This window comes from Ruegeria sp. BG9, assembly GCF_056538305.1.
Genome location: NZ_JBQFSY010000014.1, coordinates 1 through 21,876 on the forward strand (window position 1 = coordinate 1; position 21,876 = coordinate 21,876).

The 21,876-nt window shown below is 53.5% G+C and carries 14 protein-coding genes and 1 pseudogene; 9 read left to right on the plus strand and 6 right to left on the minus strand.

Annotated elements, in window-relative coordinates; all coding sequences use genetic code 11:
- Nucleotides 1-34: 34 nt before the first annotated feature.
- Both ACR0I8_RS20935 and ACR0I8_RS20940 read right to left on the minus strand, forming a co-directional pair.
- Nucleotides 35-250: pseudogene (locus ACR0I8_RS20935) on the minus strand (IS6 family transposase); the annotation flags it as partial.
- Nucleotides 251-1,036: 786 nt separating this feature from the next.
- A complete protein-coding gene (locus ACR0I8_RS20940) occupies nucleotides 1,037-2,299 on the minus strand; it encodes a replication initiation protein (protein WP_170692555.1) in 1,263 nt (420 codons plus the stop codon).
- A gap of 581 nt (nucleotides 2,300-2,880) precedes the next feature.
- Between ACR0I8_RS20940 and ACR0I8_RS20945 the strand changes: the two genes are divergently transcribed.
- The 9 genes from ACR0I8_RS20945 (at nucleotide 2,881) to ACR0I8_RS20985 (ending at nucleotide 14,585) form a co-directional block, all read left to right on the plus strand.
- The gene (locus ACR0I8_RS20945; protein ID WP_170556065.1) at nucleotides 2,881-4,272 is read left to right on the plus strand and encodes an AAA family ATPase; all 1,392 of its coding nucleotides are present in this window, start codon (nucleotides 2,881-2,883) and stop codon (nucleotides 4,270-4,272) included.
- Nucleotides 4,259-5,326 carry a ParB N-terminal domain-containing protein gene (locus ACR0I8_RS20950; RefSeq protein WP_170692552.1) on the plus strand — a complete coding sequence of 356 codons (1,068 nt, stop codon included), beginning with the start codon at nucleotides 4,259-4,261 and terminating at the stop codon, nucleotides 5,324-5,326. Before ACR0I8_RS20945 ends, ACR0I8_RS20950 begins: the two co-directional genes overlap by 14 nt.
- A 336-nt stretch (nucleotides 5,327-5,662) precedes the next feature.
- Nucleotides 5,663-5,998, plus strand: a complete 336-nt coding sequence (locus ACR0I8_RS20955; RefSeq protein WP_480703594.1) for a hypothetical protein — start codon at nucleotides 5,663-5,665, stop codon at nucleotides 5,996-5,998.
- 139 nt (nucleotides 5,999-6,137) lie between these two features.
- Nucleotides 6,138-7,148, plus strand: coding sequence for a UDP-glucose 4-epimerase GalE (galE, locus tag ACR0I8_RS20960; RefSeq protein ID WP_170692547.1), 1,011 nt, complete (start codon nucleotides 6,138-6,140; stop codon nucleotides 7,146-7,148).
- Between the two features lie 832 nt (nucleotides 7,149-7,980).
- Nucleotides 7,981-9,450 carry a tyrosinase family protein gene (locus tag ACR0I8_RS20965; protein ID WP_170692544.1) on the plus strand — a complete coding sequence of 490 codons (1,470 nt, stop codon included), beginning with the start codon at nucleotides 7,981-7,983 and terminating at the stop codon, nucleotides 9,448-9,450.
- Between the two features lie 6 nt (nucleotides 9,451-9,456).
- Nucleotides 9,457-9,867, plus strand: coding sequence for a hypothetical protein (locus ACR0I8_RS20970; protein WP_170692542.1), 411 nt, complete (start codon nucleotides 9,457-9,459; stop codon nucleotides 9,865-9,867).
- Nucleotides 9,868-10,030: 163 nt separating this feature from the next.
- Complete coding sequence (locus ACR0I8_RS20975) at nucleotides 10,031-11,260, plus strand: matrixin family metalloprotease (protein ID WP_170692539.1); 1,230 nt, start codon at nucleotides 10,031-10,033, stop codon at nucleotides 11,258-11,260.
- 11 nt (nucleotides 11,261-11,271) lie between these two features.
- Nucleotides 11,272-13,428 carry a S8 family serine peptidase gene (locus ACR0I8_RS20980; RefSeq protein WP_170692536.1) on the plus strand — a complete coding sequence of 719 codons (2,157 nt, stop codon included), beginning with the start codon at nucleotides 11,272-11,274 and terminating at the stop codon, nucleotides 13,426-13,428.
- Nucleotides 13,425-14,585 (plus strand): S1 family peptidase, encoded by a 1,161-nt coding sequence (locus ACR0I8_RS20985; protein ID WP_170692533.1) that lies wholly within the window; start codon nucleotides 13,425-13,427, stop codon nucleotides 14,583-14,585. Before ACR0I8_RS20980 ends, ACR0I8_RS20985 begins: the two co-directional genes overlap by 4 nt.
- Before the next feature lie 7 nt (nucleotides 14,586-14,592).
- On the opposite strand, the gene ACR0I8_RS20990 is transcribed toward ACR0I8_RS20985, so the two are convergent.
- From ACR0I8_RS20990 to ACR0I8_RS21005, 4 genes are all read right to left on the minus strand, one after another.
- Nucleotides 14,593-16,290 carry a di-heme-cytochrome C peroxidase gene (locus tag ACR0I8_RS20990; protein WP_480703597.1) on the minus strand — a complete coding sequence of 566 codons (1,698 nt, stop codon included), beginning with the start codon at nucleotides 16,288-16,290 and terminating at the stop codon, nucleotides 14,593-14,595.
- Nucleotides 16,291-16,522: 232 nt separating this feature from the next.
- Nucleotides 16,523-18,382 carry an amidohydrolase family protein gene (locus ACR0I8_RS20995; protein WP_480703599.1) on the minus strand — a complete coding sequence of 620 codons (1,860 nt, stop codon included), beginning with the start codon at nucleotides 18,380-18,382 and terminating at the stop codon, nucleotides 16,523-16,525.
- Between the two features lie 1,102 nt (nucleotides 18,383-19,484).
- Complete coding sequence (locus ACR0I8_RS21000; protein WP_170692526.1) at nucleotides 19,485-20,846, minus strand: hypothetical protein; 1,362 nt, start codon at nucleotides 20,844-20,846, stop codon at nucleotides 19,485-19,487.
- 70 nt (nucleotides 20,847-20,916) lie between these two features.
- Nucleotides 20,917-21,516 (minus strand): polysaccharide biosynthesis/export family protein, encoded by a 600-nt coding sequence (locus ACR0I8_RS21005; RefSeq protein ID WP_170380713.1) that lies wholly within the window; start codon nucleotides 21,514-21,516, stop codon nucleotides 20,917-20,919.
- Between the last annotated feature and the right edge of the window lie 360 nt (nucleotides 21,517-21,876).

Genomic DNA, 21,876 nt, shown 5'->3' on the forward strand with positions numbered 1-21,876 from the left:
CTTTAACTTAGGTGTACGTTTCGTCCATTCTTCACGAACGAATACATGGCCCTTTGCGGCGACGTGCTGCCTCAGCGATTGCACCAGAATACCGTGTTGGCCATCGGTTTAGAGAGGTGTGGTCCACTGAAACACGGCACTCAGCTATGATTTCTTCCAGATCCTGGTAAGAGACACTAAATCGGACATAGAAAAACACCGAGAACAGGATCACAGCCTCGGGACGTTGCGTGCCTTCGAAGGAAATCATGAACTGACTTTCAACTGACTATACCGAAAGTCGTTCACCCGCAGCATCTGACGTCGTAAACAGCCAAGAGTTTGCGAAAGATTCAACAGAACCCAATTGCACTCAACAAAAACTATGCAACAGAACCTTCAAATGCCCAAAAATAAAATGGAAAGCAACTTTATGGTACTTTTTTACTCTTTTTGCGCATTGCAGCAGAGTCTCTGATATTGCCATTTTTTGTGAATTTGCCCCGTTTGGTTTTAGTATGTGGTGAACCTTCAGTCCCAACTGGTCGAAAGCCAACTCATGGCCTCCTTCGAAGGTGCGCGGGTCACTCTCTACAGAGCTATGGACAAACACGACGATACGCTGGGTTTCATGCATTCAGAGCGTCGAAACAAACCTACCCTCAAGAACTCGTCGCTCAATTGATTGAACGCAGTGATCTTGCGCGACAGTTTGTGTCGGTATGAGCGGAGCGAACACAGCAAGTATCAAAGCCAAAGAAAATATGCTGATTGGCTTAGGCGGCCCAATCCCAAACAAGAGGGTGACGGGGAAACATCTGAGTGAGGTCGTGGGAAAGAACCATCGTTCCAACAAAAGACACACTCGACAGAATTTGTGGTTGGAGACATTCACTTCAGTGACAACAACACCAGACGAAAGCAAGGTGGTACTCATGATCTGCAAAGTTGAATTCACGCCCAGATACTTTCACTTCCGCTAGTTTGCAGTACTGAAGGCATCAGCCGCGAGTTCGGTGGCAGCTTTTCTTTCAGTCAGGAACATCACGTCAGCGCGTCAAACAGCGAACGCTTCTGGCTCCAGGTCTTCCCAAAACTCGAAGATCGCCATGGCGTTCAAGCCCGAGCGCCAGCCATGAGATCGAAAATGCTCTCGGTCGAGATCATTGTCCAAACCCGCTAAGAACAACCGCTTGTCTGCATCTCGCTGTGTAGGGTTTCGCCGCGAAACCAGGTCTTCTACGATGGCAAGCTTGCGTGCCCTTGCCTGCCTTTCGGCTGTTCGGGCAGCATATGCCTTTTCTTCTGAGGCTTTTTCCGCAACCCGTTTACGCGCTGCCTCGATGGCTTCTGGACTAGGCTCGGGTGTTGGAATGTCCTTCGGATCTTCGTAGTCATCCCGCAGAGCAGCCGACAAGTATCCGACAGTCGATTTTACACCGCCCTGCCCTTTTACGTAATCGAGCTTCTTCTGGACATAGTCTTCGCCGTGCTCCGCGATCCATTGCCGCGCTAAGCGATCTGACACACCCTGCTTCCTCAGAGTTTTGTACACGGCGAGATTGCGCACCCCATCACTATCGTCGATCTCGAACATCGCTTTTTGCGGATTACCTTTGATTAGAAAACGAATGTCAGTGACGGTTCTACCCTTCTTTTGAAACTCGGGCTCGATCAAAATATCCGAGCTTTTGTTCACCTCCGTGACTGCTGGTTTGATGATCTTTGCGTTGAGGTGTTTGAAACTGGCGTAATAATCACTGCCATCAACACCCATGAGCTTTCGGAACACGTCCAGGGACCACCAACCAGTCGACCCTGTCCGCACAAATCGGTAGCAGTTTTCATACAAAGCAAGCCCATGCCCGGAACTGAAATTTCGCTGAATCTGCACGTTGATCAGCGCATAGATCTTCGGATCGTACAGTTTTTGCGCCAGCGCGGGTGAGTATGAATACTCGCAAACTCCCCCCTTCAGTTTGGCAAAACTCAGCAGGGATGAGACGCCCCATTCCTGGCGCCCCTGCTCATCCAGCATGTCCCATTCCGCGACTGTTTCCGCCAATGCCCGCAGGCTGGCACGCAGAGTGTCAAAGTCGTTTGAATTGTACCCGACCATCATAGCAAGCGTCCGCGCATCAATCGTGTGGGTCTGCGCGGTCGTCAGTGCATCATAGGCGTTCATCAACAAAACATTCGAAAGCTTTCTCTGCAGCAGAGAAAGTTTGCCGCTGATATGTATCGCTGCGACATTCTTCTTAACAGTCTCTCGACGCAATGCGCCCGAAAGCTGATCCATGTTCAATTGTGTATCCGGCATGATTCTGCCCGGCTGCTCATTTTGCAAAAACCCTGACACAAAAGGTACCTTTACTTCAATAGTTTTTGGGTACCCAAACACGGGATGAAGGCAATCCCGTATTCAGGTACCTTAAGAATCACGCACGCAAGTTATCCACAGAAATTGAATCAATCCGAGTCCGATCCCGACTTCGCCCCCGGTCCTCAGCGAGAAATCACTTCGAAATAGTGTCTGTTTTTCGTGGATTTTCAGTATCCCGAGAATCAGTCCCCTACTTCCTGATCTTGGGCGCCTGGTGTCCTGTAAACGGATACCCATGATCCCGTAAAATGGTTCTTTTGGAACCGTATTTGGATACTCAAGTATATCTATTACATTGTTTTTATTAAGTTCTTCCACAGTAAAGATTCTAAAACATCTAAAAAAATAAAACGTTTTTTGTGCTGATTTCCATTCATTATGTTTAGTTTCGCCACGAAACCGCCTCTTGCTGTAATCGACTGTGGAAAAAACACCGGAAGAGGATAGTCATCTCCAACAATGTTCGCTACATTTCCCAATATACGTCGCAAAGACGAACATTTTCTAAGGCATCGACAGTGAGTAAAACAAACCAACCTCCCCTGCCCCCATATCTGAACCTCGATCCGGAAATCGCAGCGACGAAGTTGCCCAATCCTATCGGTACATCTCGATTCGCAAAAGCAGCGGCTTTCTGTGCAAAAGGACGCGAGGACCTTGCCCGTAGAGGATATGCGCCGGATGGCGAAAAGCGACTGCGCCGATTTTCAATCTGGGAAATAACAAAATATCTGATTCCGGTTGCACCGGCTCATCTGCGACGTGTTTTAAAAGCGAACCCAGATTTGCCACAAGGCGAAGGTGAGGCGGGCTCTAAGTGGTTCACCCTTGAAGATGTACTAACGCTGCGTAAGCACTTTGCGGCGGAAGGTGTAAGCACCAAAGAATACCTGCCCTACCGACCCGAAGGCCTGCCAGCCAAGGTCGTGGCCGTAGCCAATTTCAAGGGAGGTGTTGGCAAAACGTCCACTGCCGCGCATCTGGCGATGTCCGCAGCCTTGGATGGGTATAAGGTGTTGGTTATCGACCTGGATAGCCAAGGTTCGATGACGTCCATACTCGGAGGCCAGGTTGCTGATGAGTGGCAAACTGTCTTCCCTCTGGTCGCTAAAGACTATGCGCGCGCGGTGCAGGAGGAAAATCGCGTCCGATCGGCTGCGGCGCAACCCGAAATTCCTCTGGATGAAACCCTGCAGGAGGCTTTGAAAACCACACCTCAGGACGTGATTCAAAAAACGCACTGGCCCAATATCGACCTGATCGGCGCGCAGCTGAACCTATATTGGGCCGAGTTCCAGATCCCCGTCTGGCGTATGGGCCTGAGAAGCTGGCCTTTGTGGGACGGTCTGACGAACTTCCTTCAGGATGAAGGCGTTTTGAATGACTATGACGTTGTCTTCCTCGATACGCCTCCTGCTCTTGGGTACCTAACGATAAATGCGTTGGCTGCGGCCGACATTTTGTTGGTGCCGCTGGGGGCCTCGTTCCTGGAATTCGATTCCACCGGTCGTTTCTTTGATATGCTCTACACGACTTTCGCCAGTATCGAAGATGGTGAGAACGCTGCGCAACGTGCGGCGGGTTTACCGGAACTGAAGTTCGAATGGGATGTAGTACGCGCGATCATCACGCGGTTTGACGCGAGCCAGCAGACCGATATGGCAAATGTCATTCAGGCATATTTCGGGGATTTCATGAATGCCTACAGGCAAGACTATACAGCGCTGGTCGGGCAGGCTGGTGAGCAAGTGAACGGCATTTACGAAGCGGATTATCGCGACTTCAACCGAGAGACATATGTGCGCGGACGTGAGACTTTCGACAGAACCTATGCCGAATTCAAAGAAGTTCTGATCGGTTGCTGGTGGCGCGATGCGCAGATGGGAGGACAGGCAGATGGCAAAACGTAGAAGACTGATTGCACCAGATACAGAGGCGCTTGAACAGTTGGAGGCCGGTTTCGCGGCGAAACCCTCAGTTAGCCCGTTTGAGACCAAATCCGCTCCGCCACCCATCGCCCAAGTCGCAGCCGAGGCAGCATCGCTTGGAGGGATGGCCGCTGTCACAGACCGTGTTGCGCTGGCTCGGGACCAGGGCGATGCTGCACGGTGGCGGGATGCACAAGAGGCCGGGTTGGTGGCCCAGATGCTGCCACTTGACCAGATAGACGCAGATTTCATCCGACGTGACCGCATGGTCGAAGATGAAGAAGCCATGGCAGAGCTCCTGGAATCCCTTCGCGTCAATGGGCTGAGAACACCGATCGAAGTTACTCCCGAAGGGGATGGCTTCGGTCTGATTTCGGGATTTCGACGGCTTGAAGCGTTCCGACGGCTGGCGGGTACGGATTCTCGGTTCGCCGAAATCCCAGCTTTTGTTCGCAACGCGGGGACGGGGCAGGGCGCCTATGTCTCCATGGTCGAAGAAAACGAGCTGCGCGCCAATCTCACGCCGTATGAGAGAGGACGCATAGCCGTTCTGGCGGCAGGGCAGGGGGTTTTCCCGTCGACTGAAGCGGCTGTTGATGTGCTGTTCGCTGCTGCGTCAAAAGCAAAGCGTTCAAAGGTCCGAAGCTTTGCAATGGTCCATGAAAGCCTAGGCGATCTTCTCCAGCACCCGGTCGCCTTGTCAGAGAAGGCGGGCCTAAAGCTGGCATCGGCCATTCGAAGTGGGGCGCAAGCGGTACTTCGCGACGCTTTGGCAGGAGTAGGTCCACTGGATGCTAAGGCCGAATGGGGTATCCTTGAAAAAGCAATGAGTGACTCGTCGGAAGCATCTCAAGGCAAAAGCCGAGGTGGTCGCCCGACAGAAGTTCTACGCCTCCCAAAGAGACCATTGAAAGGTGGAGGAGAGGTTTTGGCAGAAGTGGCATCCGGTGAATTGCGGCTAAAAATCAAGGGGCGTGAACTGGCGCTGGCGGATGCGGAAGCCTTGGTGAACCAACTTTGTGAGCAATTTGAGTAGGCAATAGTTGAGGTGCAGGAGGTTGGTAGAGGGGAGGGCAAAAAAGCAAAATTATAGAAGTGTGCAAAATATCAAAATAATGAGCACTGCATTCGGGATGGCTTTTTTTACGTTGGGAAGCCAGGCATTCTTGCAAACCTTTGCCTGTTAACGTTTCTTCCGCAAATTTCTTTCAGCAATGCGTGAATGGAATTGGCACGGCAATTGTCCCGCCAGCTGGAGAAACTACAGAATCGAGAGGTTTGAACCCCAGAAAGGCCTGATCCGACGCCTCCCGCGCACGGGTCTGGGGGTGGGTTCGACAATCCGGCCATTACCAAGGAAAACGTCGATGTCGTGGTGACATGGGCTTCGGGCAGCAACATTGTCATCAATGATTTCGACCCGACCAGCGACCCGATTTTCTTCGTCTGGATCGGTGCCGACACGCTTGAGATCACTGAGGCGAGCGGTTTAGTGGTTTTCGCAGTTCCCTCCAAAAACCAGACCATCATGTTAAGCGGCGTTTCTCTGTACATGCTGGACGGGGCGGATATCCACGCGCAGGATGCCAACGTGCGGGATGAGCTGGCCAGTTTGATTAACAGCAACTTGGGCGGTCACGATGTGCCAGAAACCCTTTCTAATCAAATCGACCTAAACAGTCTCAGTGGCGCAGACGTCAGACAATAACCCTCTAGTGCGATGACAATGGACATGTCGTCCGCTCCCAGCTCAAACCAATTTGTGGCGGATACAAATACGTTAGTGTATGGACGTTTGGGGCTCAGAAACCTCTCTGGCAAGACAAAGCGACAAGGAAGCAGGTAGAATGCGTGTACTTTTGACCGGCGGCGCTGGGTATATCGGAAGCCATACTCTGTTAAAGCTGTTGCAAGATGGCAGAAATGCCGTAATGGCATTAGATAACTTCTCCAACAGCTCTCCTGAAGCGTTGCGCCGGGTTCAAAAACTTAGCAATTCGAACTTTGAGACCCATGTCGGCGACTATCGCGAACCCAACGTGCTTGACTCGGTCTTTGACTCGTTTCGCCCCGATGCGGTCATTCACTTTGCAGGATTGAAGGCGGTTGGAGAATCCAACGAAAAACCACTCCTTTACTACGACCAGAATGTTTCCGGCAGCATCGGCCTTCTTGATTGCATGCAGCGTTTCGGTTGCAAAAAAATTGTCTTCTCATCCTCAGCTACTGTTTATGGCGAGGCACAGTACCTCCCCTATGACGAAGATCATCCGCTAAACCCTACCAACCCATATGGTCGTACAAAGTACTTTATCGAGGAAATCATACGCGACTGGGTTGCTTCACAATCAGACGCGAGCGCTGTTCTGTTGCGTTACTTTAATCCGGTTGGAGCGGATGAATCTGGCGAAATCGGGGAAGATCCGCGCAACATTCCCAACAATCTCCTGCCCTACATCTCTCAGGTTGCTGTTGGCCGCCTCAAGGAACTCAGCATTTTTGGCAACGACTATGAAACGCGGGATGGCACGGGCGAACGTGATTACATCCATATCGATGATCTGGCGGTAGCCCATATCCAGGCAGTTAAGTTTGCTCTCGATAACCGAGGATGTGAAGCAATCAACGTCGGGACCGGAAAAGGCGTTACGGTTCTTGAAATGGTGAAAGCCTTCGAAGAAGCATCAAACAGAGAAATCCCCTTCAAAATCAAAGGAAAACGCGAAGGTGACGTGGCGCGCAGTTTTGCCAAAGTAACCAAAGCACAAAAATTGCTGGGATGGAGGGCTGAGAAAGATTTAGTCGATGTTTGTAGAACAGCTTGGAACTGGCAAATGAAGAACCCATCAGGTTACTGAGCGACGATCCGATCGAGCGTGTCGCACAAATCGTTTCCGACGCGTGGCTGGTCCTTCGATTGGACTGCGGGGCGCTGGGGTGCCTTTCAATTTCAATGCGTCGCGGCGGGATAGGTTTGCAAAAGCAAAATCTCGTATGAAGAACTGGGCGGAATACAACAAGGCGCTCCGCCTGCGTGGCGATTTTGGCGGTCTGTTTTGACGAGGACGCGGTGTTTGGATGGTGCGTCACTCTCGGTCCCGTGTATCTGAATGTAGTAGTTAGACCTTAGATCGAATTCCGCGAAATTTATCGAAAACAACAGGGCAGTTTCGTCGCCAACAACCTCGTATTGCTCAACGGCGCCTTTCTCCTGTGCCTCACCTTCGGTTAACTATCGCCTGCCTGGGCTTGAGCGCGTAGCCTTGGCAGCACGCTCGCAAAGTCGCAGTCCCCCCTACGAATAACTGCGTATCGGCCTTCCATTGCACACAATGGCGTAAGCGGGCATGGGCCACTGCCCAACTAACCCGACAAACCGTGCAGCGAGAAAACCTTGGCCAGGTAACTGGTGCGTGTGGTATCATATCGATGAGTAACTGCCGGTTGCAGCCGATTGAGATTGATAAGTCTTTGAATTCGTCGGCGGCGAGAAACTAGTGGCCGTGTAATTTACGCGGTTTTCACAAGTAAGATCGGGGCTGACCCGTTCCGTCCAGACAGTTGAATTGTTCAAATTCTATCTCGTCAGGCACCGCCTCAGTCGGCGATCTACCCAATGCTATTTCATAGCCGATGCGGCCGGATAAGACGCGAGGGAAGAATAGAGAATTTTCAACGAGGAGATTGACCATGAAGCGCAGAGTTTTTCTAGCACGCACCGCCGCCTATGGCGCGGTAGTTTTCTCGGGTACGTTGCCCGGCTTGCGGGCAGCGGCGCAGACGGGGACACCGTTACGGCGCAGCCTTGCGGATATGGATCTTGACGATCCTGACCTAGTTACCCTGCGCAGTTTCGTAACCATGATGAAGGACCCAACGCGGGACGGTCAAAATGTGAGTTGGGAAGGTTTTGCCAATATCCACGGAGATTTCACAGTGGGGTTCAACCTGTGTCCGCACGGGAACTGGTATTTCCTTCCATGGCATCGCAGTTACATCCGCATGTACGAACAGGCCGCTCGGGCATTGACCGGAAACACCGATTTCGCGATGCCCTATTGGGACTGGACCGCGAACCCCGGATTCCCGGCTGCCTTTGGTGACGCCGAATTTGATGGTCAGCCTAACCCATTGTTCGTGGAAGGCCGGAATCTTGGCACCGGAGATGAACTCGGTGAGGATATCACCGGACAAGACGTCATGGACACAATCTATGGAAGCCAGACCTTCGAGGAATTCGGCTCATCTCGTCCGGCCGGCCAGGTCGATACCTCGCCAATGTGGATCATGATGAATGGAACGCAGGGCGAGTTGGAAAGTAACCCACACAATAACGTGCATTGCATCGTGTTGGGGCCGTTCATGTGTTCTGGCGCTTCACCCCAGGACCCGATATTCCAAATGCATCACTGCAACATTGACCGAATCTGGGATCAATGGAACGCAAACGGCAATGCCAACAGCAGCGATCAACTTTGGTTGGACATGCCGTTTACAGACAATTTCTTTGATCCTGACGGCAACAGCTATACCGATACGGTCAATGAACTGCTTGAGGTGGTTCCACTGGGCTATACCTACGGGTTGGAGCCGCCACCTGTTGTCGATCCCATCGATCCGGGGCGGTACCTCTATCTTGCCAACCTCTATGGTGCACCGGGATCGGCGACCGGACTGGTACAGCGCGAGGTGCAGGAGGTTGAAGCCACAATTGACCCCGGCCAATCTGCCAACGTTCAGCTTAGTGCTAATGCGCAACGGCTCAACGCCGCGATCGACCCGAATGCAAGCAACGCTCTGACAGCAGCTGGCGCCCAAGAAAAGCGGGTATACGCGTTTCTGCGAGGACTCCTGCCGACTAACGATGGCACACAATTGCGGGTCTTCGTGAACCTGCCAGAGGCCGGAGCCGATACGCAGGCCGTGGGCAACCCCAACTTCGTGACATCTGTTGGGTTCTTTGGGCCGACCAAGACCCATGATGGCATGGACATGAACAGATCGGTTGCCGTTGACCTGACAGGCGCACTACGCCGACTTGACGCCGAAGGAGCATTGTCCGGTGACAGTATTTCGGTGCAACTTGTTCCGGTGCCCCTGCAAGGCTCGGCCGAGGCGTCGGCTGTCTCGGTGCAAGAAGTGGAGCTTGCGATTGTCTGACCCTGAATGCGCCTGATGATTACTGCGATTGGATTGTTGCTTGCAGGAACCGCGCTTTGGCTCGCGCAAGGCGATAAAGCCGAGAAACTGCGGTTAGGGCCGGGTGACACGACCGAGATCTGTGTCCAAGCCCCGCCCGATCCATCGGCGCGGGCAGTTTTGGTTGTCGACATGTTTGATCCGCAAAGGTCTCAAAACGCAAATCTCTCGGTCGCCGCGCTAGAGAACCAAGTGCGCGCTCGAATAGGGTTCTTTCCCGCTACACCGTTCAACAGCCAGACGGGTGATGCGCCGCGGAGGTTTTTTCTGCCCCGTCAGGCTCCGGTTGAGGATCAGTATTGCTATGAAATCCGGTTTGATGCGGAAGACGGGACCGTATTGATTTCCGTGGAAACCTCCGGAGCATTGAGCAATTAACTTCCATTTCAACGCATCACAGAGCGTAGGGAGCCAGTAGTGGGGTTGAGGATTCATGGCAAAGGACGACTCAACCCAAGGTTTGTGATATACTGTAGAAAGAGGCCTGCACTATTATTATTCATCCAGGCAAGTCATCCTCTACTATTTGCGGAGGTTAAGTATGCGTGTATTTTTATATTCTGTTTTATCCTGCCTGATTGTTGGACCTGCCTATGCGCAAGCGGTTTCACCCGAAGAGGGTAGGGCCACCTCGGGTGAGTTGGCCGAAGAAGCGCGCCAGCAATTTGCAGGAATGAGTTTTGAAGAGTTCAAAGCCCAGATCCCGCATTTCGAGAATCTCAACTTGTGGGTCGTTAACGGCGATGTCCCGATCCGAGGGGAAAAGCGTCTGCGTGAATTTTTCGAAGCAAATGTTCTGGTCGTGCCACCAACAGGGGACCAAGTGCCAGAGCTTATCGTGGCGCAAGAAGGCGGGCTCGATCTGCTGTGGAGTAATGCGCAGAAACGGGCGCTGACCTACTGTGTTGATACAGGTTTCGGCCCCAACTATTCCGCGATGGTCGCGGAAATGGCAGGTGCTACAGCTGCTTGGGAAGCAGCGGCGGATATCGACTTCATTCACGTGGCTACCGAAGACAGTTCCTGTACGCCCTCGAACAACAATGTCCTGTTCGACGTGAGCCCGTTCGATTTCGGCGGTCAGTTTTTGGCCGTCGCCTTCTTCCCGAACGAGGTGAGGTCGGGACGCACGGTCGCAATGGATCCAAGCTCGTTTACGCTCGATCCCAACGGAGCACTGACACTACGAGGCATTCTGCGACACGAGCTTGGTCATGTGTTGGGCTTCCGGCACGAACATACACGCCCCGATGCCGGAACCTGTTTCGAAGATCAGGACTGGCGCGAAGTTACAGACTACGACGCGTTGTCGGTTATGCATTACCCGCATTGCAACGGTCAGGGGGATTTCTCGCTGACGCTCACACATTCTGACATGAACGGGATTGCCTGCCTCTACGGACCCGCGCCTGGATTTGTCATCGACACCACGATTTGCACACCTGCCGTGCTGGGCGGGTCAGGACAGCCCACGACGCTCACTGAGGGGCCGGTAACGGTTGCGCGAGACGAAAGTGTCAGGTTTGGCCCATTTGACGTTGTGGGAGGGACACGCTTTGTCGTGCGCCAGTCGGGCGAAGGAGATCCCGATCTCTATCTTAAATTCGACGCGCTTGCGGCGCTCAGCGAGTTTGACTGTCGACCGTTCGCCGACGGGCCTGAAGAAGTTTGCGACGTTGATGTTCCGATGAATGCCAGCGTCGCATCCGTCATGGTGCATGGCTTTGCAGATGCCCGTTTCTCGCTGGACCTTAGTTTTGTTGCTCCTTGAGGAGGTAGAAAATGTTACGCGTTCTGATGATTGCTCTGGCCACTGCAGGAACGCCGGCACTAGCAGAAATCGTCACGGCTCGTCCTTTGGCGGAACTTGACTGGCGTTCGTCGCCGGGGGACGAAGTAAAAATAGCAGCCGAAATATCGCTTCTTTATCAGACACTTTACAACACAGGCAATCTGGCCACACGTGAGGTTCCAAACCCCGAAGGGTTGTTTTTAGAACGTTTGATGCGGCAGGAAGGCGTGTTTTTTGGAGCGTACTTTCCGCAAAATCTGGACAACGTATTGTGCGATCTCAATACACATATCTGCAGCCGCGAACGCTATCCGGTCAGTGAAAAACAGCTACTCGACCTGTCAGCCCATGTAGGCGGTTTGGAAAGCTCGCCATCAAGATGGCGGTTCAGGGGTCATCCGGATTTGAAAGTGCGTATTCCGGACTACGACTTCTCATCCTACACCTTACTGACCAAAACCCAAGTGCCCTCGGACTGGGTGCCCACACAATATACGCCGAGTCACATGGTGGATTGTTCGGTCTGGGAGACGGATTGCCAATCACTAGTCGAGCGATTGAATCCGCAACTCTATGGTAAAAAAACCCGATCAACATCACAGACAGTGGTCTTGCCGGTGGCAGGGCTTTCGGTTCAAGTTCCGTTGCGCCCAGAAGAGCAGTCGCGATATTTTGATCTGCTCAGCAAAATGGGAGATGAGCAACCCAAGAATGAAACGGAATTCGCTGGTCCCAGTGCAAAACAGTCCGGGTTGACACTTGAAAGCCATGCGCCTGACATTTCACGCACGGATTTGGCGATCCAATCGCTAGAACGCAACATCGTCAGCATCGGCGGAGCCAGCGATTTTGGTGTGCGAGATGAGCCGCTGTTTGATCAGCAGGTTGAACTGTTCCGTCTTATCCAGCATCCATTCGCCGAACAGGAGGAACTACCAGAAGAGTATCGCGGCAATGTTGGTATTCTGGTGCTCGATGCTGACGGCGCGGGGACCCACTGCGATCTGACATTGGACGCTCTGCCAGAGGGGGTCAACACTTGTGGCGAGATCGAGGCTGCCCCACATCCAATCCGGGATCACAGTTTGCATGTGGTTGGCCTGATTTCCGCGCCTATGAACCAGCGTGGAATCGTCGGTCTTAATCCGGAAGCCAATGTTATTTTTGGGTCGATTAACCGCGAGTTCACTTCGCCCGCGGACATCCTGAATGTCATCCAACAACTACAGAGCAACGCATTCCAGGGCGTGCGTATAGCCAATATGAGCTGGGGTTTTGACCGAGAAGTTGGCAGCAGCGACTTTCTGCGCGACCAAATCGCCACGTTGGACAGTACTATGCTTGTGGTGGCAGCGGCCGGGAATGAAAACAAAGATGTCAGCGAAGATTGCCGGATTTTTCCGGCTTGCATGCATCAGCTCGACAACGTTCTTACAGTTGTTGGGCTTGACCGCGATCCAAGCAACCCTTCGCTTTGGCAGCGGGATCAGACCAAAGGCTCAAATTACAACAGCGAGTTTCACATTGGTGCAATCGCCGACAACGTACTCAGCACCATTCCCGGCGACAGATTGGGCCGCATGTCCGGAACCTCCCAGGCTGCTCCTCAGGTAACGGCAGCCGCATCGCTTATTTTTTCGGCGGCTGAATTCCTTTACCCTGATCTGATCGAGCAAAAGCTTGCCCCCAAAATCGTCAAGGATCGGTTGATATACACCGCCGATCATTTCCTTGGCCTGCAGAGCAAGATGAAATCCGGTCGCCTGAACGTAAGTCGGGCCATCAACGTTGTGGACACTCAGATCGTTGTCGAGCAAGAAAACGGGCCAGTCTCCTACAAGGGCAGCCTCAAGGCGATTCCAGTTGATCACATCCAATGCCTACAAGCCAGTGGCGATGTCACGAAATACGCCTGGGGTTCGATCCGGCGAATGATCTATGTGCCCAATCGCGACAGATATATCCTGTACGTGAACGACAATTATGTGGGCGACACTTTGGACAACAGGTATCAGCCACTCCGGCGGGTCGACGGCTGCAACCTGAACACTCTGAGTCATCAAGGGAAAATCAAGCCGCGTGGTGGAGATGAGATCGATTTCCGTTTGGGAGACGTCGTGGACTACACTTCGGCACTGTTAGAGTGAAACTGGCTGCCCTCAGTCTGGTGCTAACCTGTGGCGCCGCAGTGGCGCAGGAACAGGCAATTGAACCACATGTGGATGGCCGCGTACTTGATCTGTCTGTAAATATCACCGGTGACGATTTTCGGGACAATGGTCCGATTTGGTGGCGCAGTGACTTTTCCAAAGTCGGTGCGAAATCGATACGGTTGTTTCTTCGCGTGGTCGAAGGCACAGAGTTGCCGGCGGTAATCGAAGTGGATGGCGAGGACGGCGTCGGGCGGTCCTACGACATTGCCGATATCGGAACCAATGGGCGTTGGACCGGTATGTTCCCTGGCGGGCGGGTCGTCATCTCGTTGTTTTCGGACACACGGCCTGACGGTCTGTCATTGATGATTGAGGAAATGGCGATCGAGACAGAAACAGGAACGCTTTATTCGATCTGGGGCGGTGAGGATGAAACCGCGCATATTAATGACGCGGCCGTGCCGCAATATATTCGCGACTTGGGCGCGCCGGTGGCCAAACTTTCCTTTTTCCTGGGTGGCAAACCACGCAGCTGTACCGGGACCCTTATCAACCGGGACCACCTTCTGACAAACCAGCACTGCGTGGCGGACGCCGCTACCTGCCGCAGCGCAATTGCGGTCTTCGGATACGAACGAACCGCTGATAACCGCCTTCGACTGGGTCAGCAATTCGACTGTGCCGAAGTGAAAGAAGTGCTGGTGAATTTTGAGCTCGACGCCAGCCTGATCCGGCTGGATGGAACTCCTGGCGATACGTTCGGCTTTTACAGCATCGATCCAGTGGCCACAGATGCGGCGATATCTGAGGAACTGGCGATCATCCAGCATCCCGGTGGCAACGAAAAGCAGATTTCCTTCATCAACTGCACTGTGATGGCGCTACCGGTTGATGGTCGGGCAAACGAAACGGATTTCAGCCATACATGCGATACCGCAGGTGGTTCATCCGGCTCGCCGGTGTTCAATGCGAACGGAGTATTGGTTGGCCTGCATCACTATGGGTTCAACGATGGTCAGATTGAGGAATGGACCGAAAACCGCGCCGTGCGGATGAGCGGTATAACCGATTGGCTGCAGCAACAGGGCATAGTCCAATCACCTTCCGATGGCGCGACATCGGAAGGGACAAACTCAACACCTGGCGATTAGGTACACGCTACAGCGACTTCAAGTATTCCAGCAGTGCGCGGCGATCATCATCAGTCAGATCGGTACCGTATTCATGGCCGCAATTGCTGTTGCCGCTGCCAAGATCGTTGCAATCGGTGGTTTGAAGCTCATAGTCGAAACGATCCTGCTCGACCGACAGACCCACTGCCTCAATATCGTAATTGGGGCCGATCTTGAATGACGCCCGCCGTTGGTCAGGCGGTTTCAGAAGATCATCCAGCGTGGCGACAGAGCCATTGTGCAGGTAAGGCGCGGCGGCCCAGATACCTTCGAGAACGCGGGCCTCATAGGCGCAGCCTCCGGCGGTCAAAGCGTTAGGATTGTCCAGACGGAACGCGCCCTTTAGCTCATCCACGACGCCTGATGGCAACTCAGGTTCCGCCGTCAGTGCTACCGTCGACTGATCTCCGACGCTAAGGATATCTTGAATGATCGCGCCGATTACCGAAGCGCTCAGCAGATCGAAAGCGCTTGCGCGCGCGCCAAGGTCCACGCCGATTACCGGAATTCGTGCCCCGTTCATTACACCAGTATCCACGGTACGCGCCAGAATGCGACACTCGGCCGTATCGGTGCCCACATCTTGAACCGGCGTCGCCCATGTCCACAGCCGGTCGCCGCGTTTAATCCCGTGACACTCCTTGCACCCTCCGTTTTCGGGGTCGCGGTCGAAAACCTCTTTGCCTTGTTCTGCAAGACCACGGTTCAACTCCCACGGCCATTTGGGCGGGCCAATTTTCCAGATAAGATCTTCAAGACGGCGCAGGCCGTCGAAATTGGCAGAGTTAACCTTCACGTAGTTCCGATTGAGTCGAAACGCACCAGATTGAAATTCGGGGTGAAAAATTCCAAACACGCCGTAAACTTCACCAAGATTACGCGCCAACCCCAGCAGGTCGGTTCCATTCTCGGCAAAACCAGGCCATTGAGTCCGATCCTGCCGCGCCGCGTTCCATAGAAACGGATAGCGAGTGGGCGCATCCGCGACAGCTATATTTTCGGCGATGATATAATCTGGCGGCTCGCCCATATCCAAACCGGCAACGCGGTTGAAAATCATCGACACCGCGTCCAGCCGCGATGGACCCCAGGCCGGGTCCGGTAGCGACCGGCTTATGATCGTGTCAAACCTCAGGTGCCACAGCTCGGCAGCGACACGCAGTTCGGCCTTGGCAGTGTCTGTCGCGCCTGCGCCAAGAACTGCATCTGCAAAGGCGGTGAACGAGCTGTCATTTGCAAGCGCGGCGGCCATCGCTGCATTGAGGTCGGCAAGAAAGCTCTGGAAGTCGACGATCCCCGGCCCGCCATCGACACGGTAGGGGGTCCCGTTGACCTCGATTTGACGCGTGTGGCAGGCTGAGCATGTCATGCCAAGATGATCTGGCGATCCGGCGACTGTAAAGCCCACGGGAATGCGCGGATCGATCCCGTTGGGATTGGCAAGATAACCATAGCGCGCCAGGCCGTCGTGCAAGAAGGGCTCTCCGCTTGGTATAGTCAACGCGTCGATCCAGGCCAGTGGAATTAGGCGCGATCCTTGATCCTGAGTATAGAATGTCTCACGGCTTTCCGGTGTCCAGTCAGCTCCCTGGTCCAGAAAAACTGTTTGCGCATTGACAGGTACCGACAAAGCGAAACAGGGCAGCGCGGTGCAGAGAAATTGTTTGAGAAGACTAAGTTTCATTTCAATTACTCCAATTTAATTCTGTCAAAAGGCGAAAATTTCTTAGCTCGGGAAACGTCAACCTGACCTGAGACTGCACACGGGCCACACTGTAGCGTTCGGCGCTAAGCGTGCGGCCCGGATCCAGGCAGGAAGTGCAGACACCGAAAAATTGCCCTATCCTAGCACAGTCTTCTGCTGATCTGGAAAATTCCTGAAAAAGGTGCCTTATCCGTCAACACCCACCGAATGGTCAGCGCTGCCCGAATGCGTCGCGGGCCAGTGCCGCCAGGTTCGAAGATGGTCGTATCAGCGAGATGACCGTCGCGTATTGTGGGGCATTCTTGAAGAATTGCGTCAGCCGATCATACTGTTTGCCCCGGCGGTCCAGCCCCAGATACCTCAATGCGTTGGACCCCAGAATTGCGACCTGTTCATCTTCACTCAGAATGGTTTTGCTCAATGCAATTCGCACATCGTCGTAATAGCTTGCATGTTGGTCCTCGCGGCCCAGCATCGTCCAGTCAGAGCCATACATCAGCCGGTGCTTCAGCTTACCTTCCTGCCGCAGAAGTGCATCCAGCAATCTTGTGACCGCCGTGGATCTGTCCCGGTTACTACCAGTCACGTCGGTCCAATAGCCCAGATCAGCATAGAGATTTTCATGTTTCGCGATCAGTGCGGCAGCCTGCCGTTCGTAAGCCTCTGTTTCGGTCGGGCAACCGTCATCACCCTCAAACCGTTCCTCGTCAAACCCGCCGAAATGGGCAATGTTGATGCGAAGATTGCGCCAAGCCCGGGTCTCCAGTACTGGGCGCCAGTTTGCAGCCGAGGCATTCTGCCCGGTGCAAGCATCCGCCCCCAACGAGTTGTTGCCATGCGTCTTGATCGGAACATCTTCGGCGGCGCACCAATCGTAAAGAGCACGCAATTCGGTATCGATCTCAGCGCCCTTGATACCAAGGTCTGTCATGGCTCGAGGCCTTCGTGCGCCTGGCTTGTCAAATTCTTCGTTGCCCAGTGGAAGAAATCCCATGGGTGGATAAAGCTTGATGCCCGCAAAACCCTGACCCTCGACGGCGTTCTGCATGGTCCGCAACCAGTTCGGGTTGCCGTTTCTCCTGTAATAAGCGGCCCGCAGTGGGCAAAAAGGAGCAAACGGCAGCAAAAGGGCACCGCGTTCCAGTTTGGACATTTTCGACAAAAGCGTGAGCTGGTCAGTAATGTCACGCCCAGTGAGATCGGGATCGCGGTCTTGCCCCGATCGAAGCCAATATGTGAAATCAACAAGCGATGGAGAGAACACTTTAATCCCGTTTGACCCAGTGGGTTCGTTGGGATCAGCATTGACGCTTTGGTGTGCGTAGAGGCGGATTAACTCGCCAAGTATATCCACGCGGCTGCGCGTCAGCAGCCCTGCCCAAAGCAGTGTTTGCGCCAAACTCTGATCCGGATTGGTGCGTTTTGAAAGCGTTTTAAAAGTGGGTGCTTCGCGGATGGTCTCGTCGCGATAGATCGCATCGGCCATCTGGCGCGCCTGTTCTCCTTCGCGCCCAGCCTCGCGAACGTTGCCAGCCAGTCCAACCGGGTTCACGGCGACATTCGTCTCCGCCGCCAACAGTGAAAACAACTCTTCATCACCGGTTTCGTCTGGCATAGTACCCGTGGTAGAAAACGCCCCTTGTCGCCTGCGCCCGGCCGCATCCACTTTGTCCTCGAGTACGCGTAAGCCCGTTTCAACGGCGCTTCGGTCTTCTGTCAACAGATCGCCGCCATCGCGCATCACTAGGCGCTCCAGTCCTTCGATGTCCCCAAGCTCCTGCGACGCAGTTGGTGTACGCTGTGCGGCCAACACGATGTCGACAATCAAACCAACCAGCGATCGCACCACTGAGGGTCCCCCCGGGACTGGGGTTTCAGGGTCACGGAGCAGCACCTGTTCCAGAAATCCGGGGATGGGTACGTCGGTGGCGTTGAAAATGTGATTGTGGATATCCACCGGAACAGCGGGTAAGCCCTCGGCGCTGACATCACGATCGGGTCCGCGCCAGCCGCATCCGGACAACGCGACCGTTGCCAGACTACCTGCAAGCACATTGCGTCGTGTCGTCACAATTGCGCCTCCTTAGACCTTTGGCGAAAATATTTAAGTCAAATCAATGAACAAAGCCTAGCCTAGATACTATCATATCAACCGCTATCCTCTGAGAGATTCTGACGCAAAAATTTAGGCGGGACAGAACCGCGTTGACCGAATAGCGTTTGGGCTGCATTTGTTCCTTTCTCCGGTTCATTGTGAGACACGTTCATGGGTCGCATGACCGAGATGAGCCATGCGGTTGAGAATTTTGACAGCGATCTCGGTTTCGGTTGTCTTGGTCTCCAAATTGCGGCTGCGCAGCTCTGATCCGTTAACTTGTTTGTAGCGCCCGATCTGGGCCTCGCCGCGTGGCCGTTGGCCATAGCCGGCGGCCTTCTTCCAGTTCTACGACCTTTCTCGGCGATCATGTCGATATGGGCGTTGCGTGCGACGTACCATCCAGACATCGCGCTCTTGGCAAACGAGACCGCACATCGCCACGAAGGCGGTGTGCCTCGTTGTATTCCGCCCGGTTCGTCACACGGGACTTTGCTATCGCAAACCTTTCCCGCCGCGACGCGTTGAATATAAAAGGCACCCCACCATCCTGCAGCCAATTCGACGAATGGACGGGAACTTTGGGCACCGAGAGCCAAACAGGGGCCGTCTTCCGTAGGCTCTCTCACCATGTCCACAATCTTGAGATGAACGGCGAACGCTCTCGTCTGTTCAAACGCCGCAAATCCCGTACAACGAACTGATCAGAACTGACCTGCAGCCAGTGCAACTTGGCAATCGTTAGCCTTGTGAGGGGCACGGCCAAGGCGCGGCATGGCTCAACCCCAATAGCCCCATTTTAAACTGGCACGTCGCCACTTTTTTTGTTCCGGGATTGACAATTACCGCTTCGTTAAACGTCGCATCCGGCACATTGGCGGGGTCAAATCGTTCTGATCTGCCGTACTTATTGCGGATGGCGTGGGGGTCGCCAAATTGGTCTGAAAGCGGCAAATTCCAAACTGTTGCGGTGTCTCGCTTTGGGTCTAGCGGTAGTGCGCGCCACACCAGTTGCAAATTCTGCGCCCAGGTCTAGCGGCAGCTTGTTAAGCGAAACTCGGAAAGGAATTTGCCAAACTTAAGGGCGCCATGCAAAGTTGCGCCCGATCGAGAAAAAGGCAAGAGGGCTTTCGGCTCGCCCAAGCCCGTCTTCGTCACGAACTCGATAGTTTAGGCCGGTATTGATAACCCATTGGGACTCCAGCTCATAACTGTACACAGCATTCAAGTCCGTTCGCTGGGTGCGCGGGTCAACCGCCGTGTCGTCGCCCAGGATATGCGTCGCTCCGAGCCCGAGGCGTGAAGACGGCCCAAGTCCGAAGATGTAGCCGACGTCTAAGATGTATTCGTCACGAAAAACGTCATCGGTTGTGTTGACGACGTTGCGATCAAAGAACACTCGCACCTCATCCTCACCAAATTCCTGCACATAAGAGATGCTACCAATCGGTTCGGTTTTTCCATCGCCGGTAACGGCGACGCCCAAATTCGCGCTGAAGCTACCGTTTGCCACGTCGCGACTGCGCCCGACACGCACGCGGTTCAGTCGTCCAGCGGTGCCGAGTTCGGATTCAGCCGTGAAAAAGACGTTGCCATTGGGCAGATCTCTCTCTGCATTGATGCTGCCGATAATGCCGCTTTCCAGAATGTCGCCCGAGATTTCGCGCTGTTCGTTAATATCCGTGTAGCCTAGAGTAACGTCAAACCGATTTGCTTCGTTGATTTCCTGCGACAGTCCAAAAACTACTTCCCAAGTCCGCCGATCGGTTTCATCGGGATCGTCTTGGTCAAACTGCTCAGCGAAAAAGTCTATGCTAGCAGTGGTGCGGGGGGAAATGAGAAATCCTATTCCAGCGGTAGCACTGATGGTGGATTCATCGAAAAGATCGGGATTGGTCTGATCGATGTAATCGATATTCAGCGTATCAAATCGAAAAAAATAGTTCACCAAATCCTGACGTCCAAAGTCCATTTGGAAGGCAAGCGCGTATTCTCTCCGTGTCCCATCACCTGTCAGGTCGTCGAAATCCGGAGGGAGGTCAATGACACCATCCTCATCGACAAAATCTCGTAAAGATCTCAGAAACCCAATGTCATAGCTTGAGAAATCCAGACCAAGATCTAGGCCAGCATTGGCGCTTTCGCGGCCGTAGTCGAGATCAAATATTGAATCCCCGATGTCGAATTCGCTGCCCTGGTCCGGAAGGTCGGACCAACGTAGAGCGGTAACCGCATCTAAACTGAAACTTTGAACCGGAGTTTCGCTGGATATGCCAAAGGACAAAAGGGTCGATAGGATTGTACCCTGTCCTTCTTCGGGTACATCCAGGCCAAGGTTTCGACCGGATTCGACCCGTTGGCCGATGCCAAACTCGTACTGCGTGCCGCCCGGGTCCAATTCAACAGATTGTGCAATAGCTCTATTGCTTGAAAGTGCCACGACACAAGTGGCACCGACTAGCAGGGCATGTTGGACATGATTGCAGTTCAAGAGTCAGATACTTTCCGGTTTATTCGAACAGACGACGTTGCGGGATCACGATGACATCACCATCCACCAGTCTTGTGGCCCCACCGGTACCTGTTCCGTCCAGCATCGCATCATAGTTGAACTGATACACCCTTTCCTGTCCCGAATTGTCCGTCCGACGTAGCATAACCCTCTTTGTCGCAGCAAAGCGAGAGAAGCCGCCCATTTCACCAAAAAATTGCAAAAGGGTCGTACCTCGAACAGGTGAATGACGGCCGGGTGAGCCTGCTTCGCCAATGACATAAACGTTGATAGTCTCGTCAGGCAGTGGTGGAACCGGAACGTTAAGCGTGGCTAGTGAAACAAAGACATTTGGGGGTGAAGCGAAGTTTGGTGCCAGCCGGTCCGCCAATTCAGAGCGCACTTGTTCGGCCGTCCGGCCACCGGCCCGCAAGTTACCAGCCAGTGGCAGGTTAATCTGTCCATCTGGAGCTACAAGGATGTCACGGTTCAGAGTCTCGTCTTCCAACACTTCAATTCGCAAAGTGTCCCCCGGTTGAAACCGGTATTCCTGTGCAATTGCTGGTATGGCCAGAAGGCTAATCAAGACCGAAGCAAGCAACGTGTAGATTGATTTCATATCCAAACTCTTTCATCCCTGCTGAAGGATACTGAATGTCGTAGCTGTAGAAACGAGTACCCTCTTTTGGCGGCACATTGCTGAAATTTCTTTACGACCACCATGATTTCTTACCGACTGTGTCGAAGTTACCCCGTTTTTTCAGGGCGCCTCCACGTTCCGTCAGGGGCGCTGGTTTTAACGTACCCGGCGGAGGGAAAGTTACGTACCACAATTTAATTTTTATCTCATCCTGCGGCATGACTCTATGCGTATTCTGACGTTTAGGGAGACTAAAAGTGCGATGATCGTCTGATCAATACTGGCTGGTTTGATGACAGGAGGCGCATTGAGTGTTGTTGCGATAATTTCCCGCGCTTC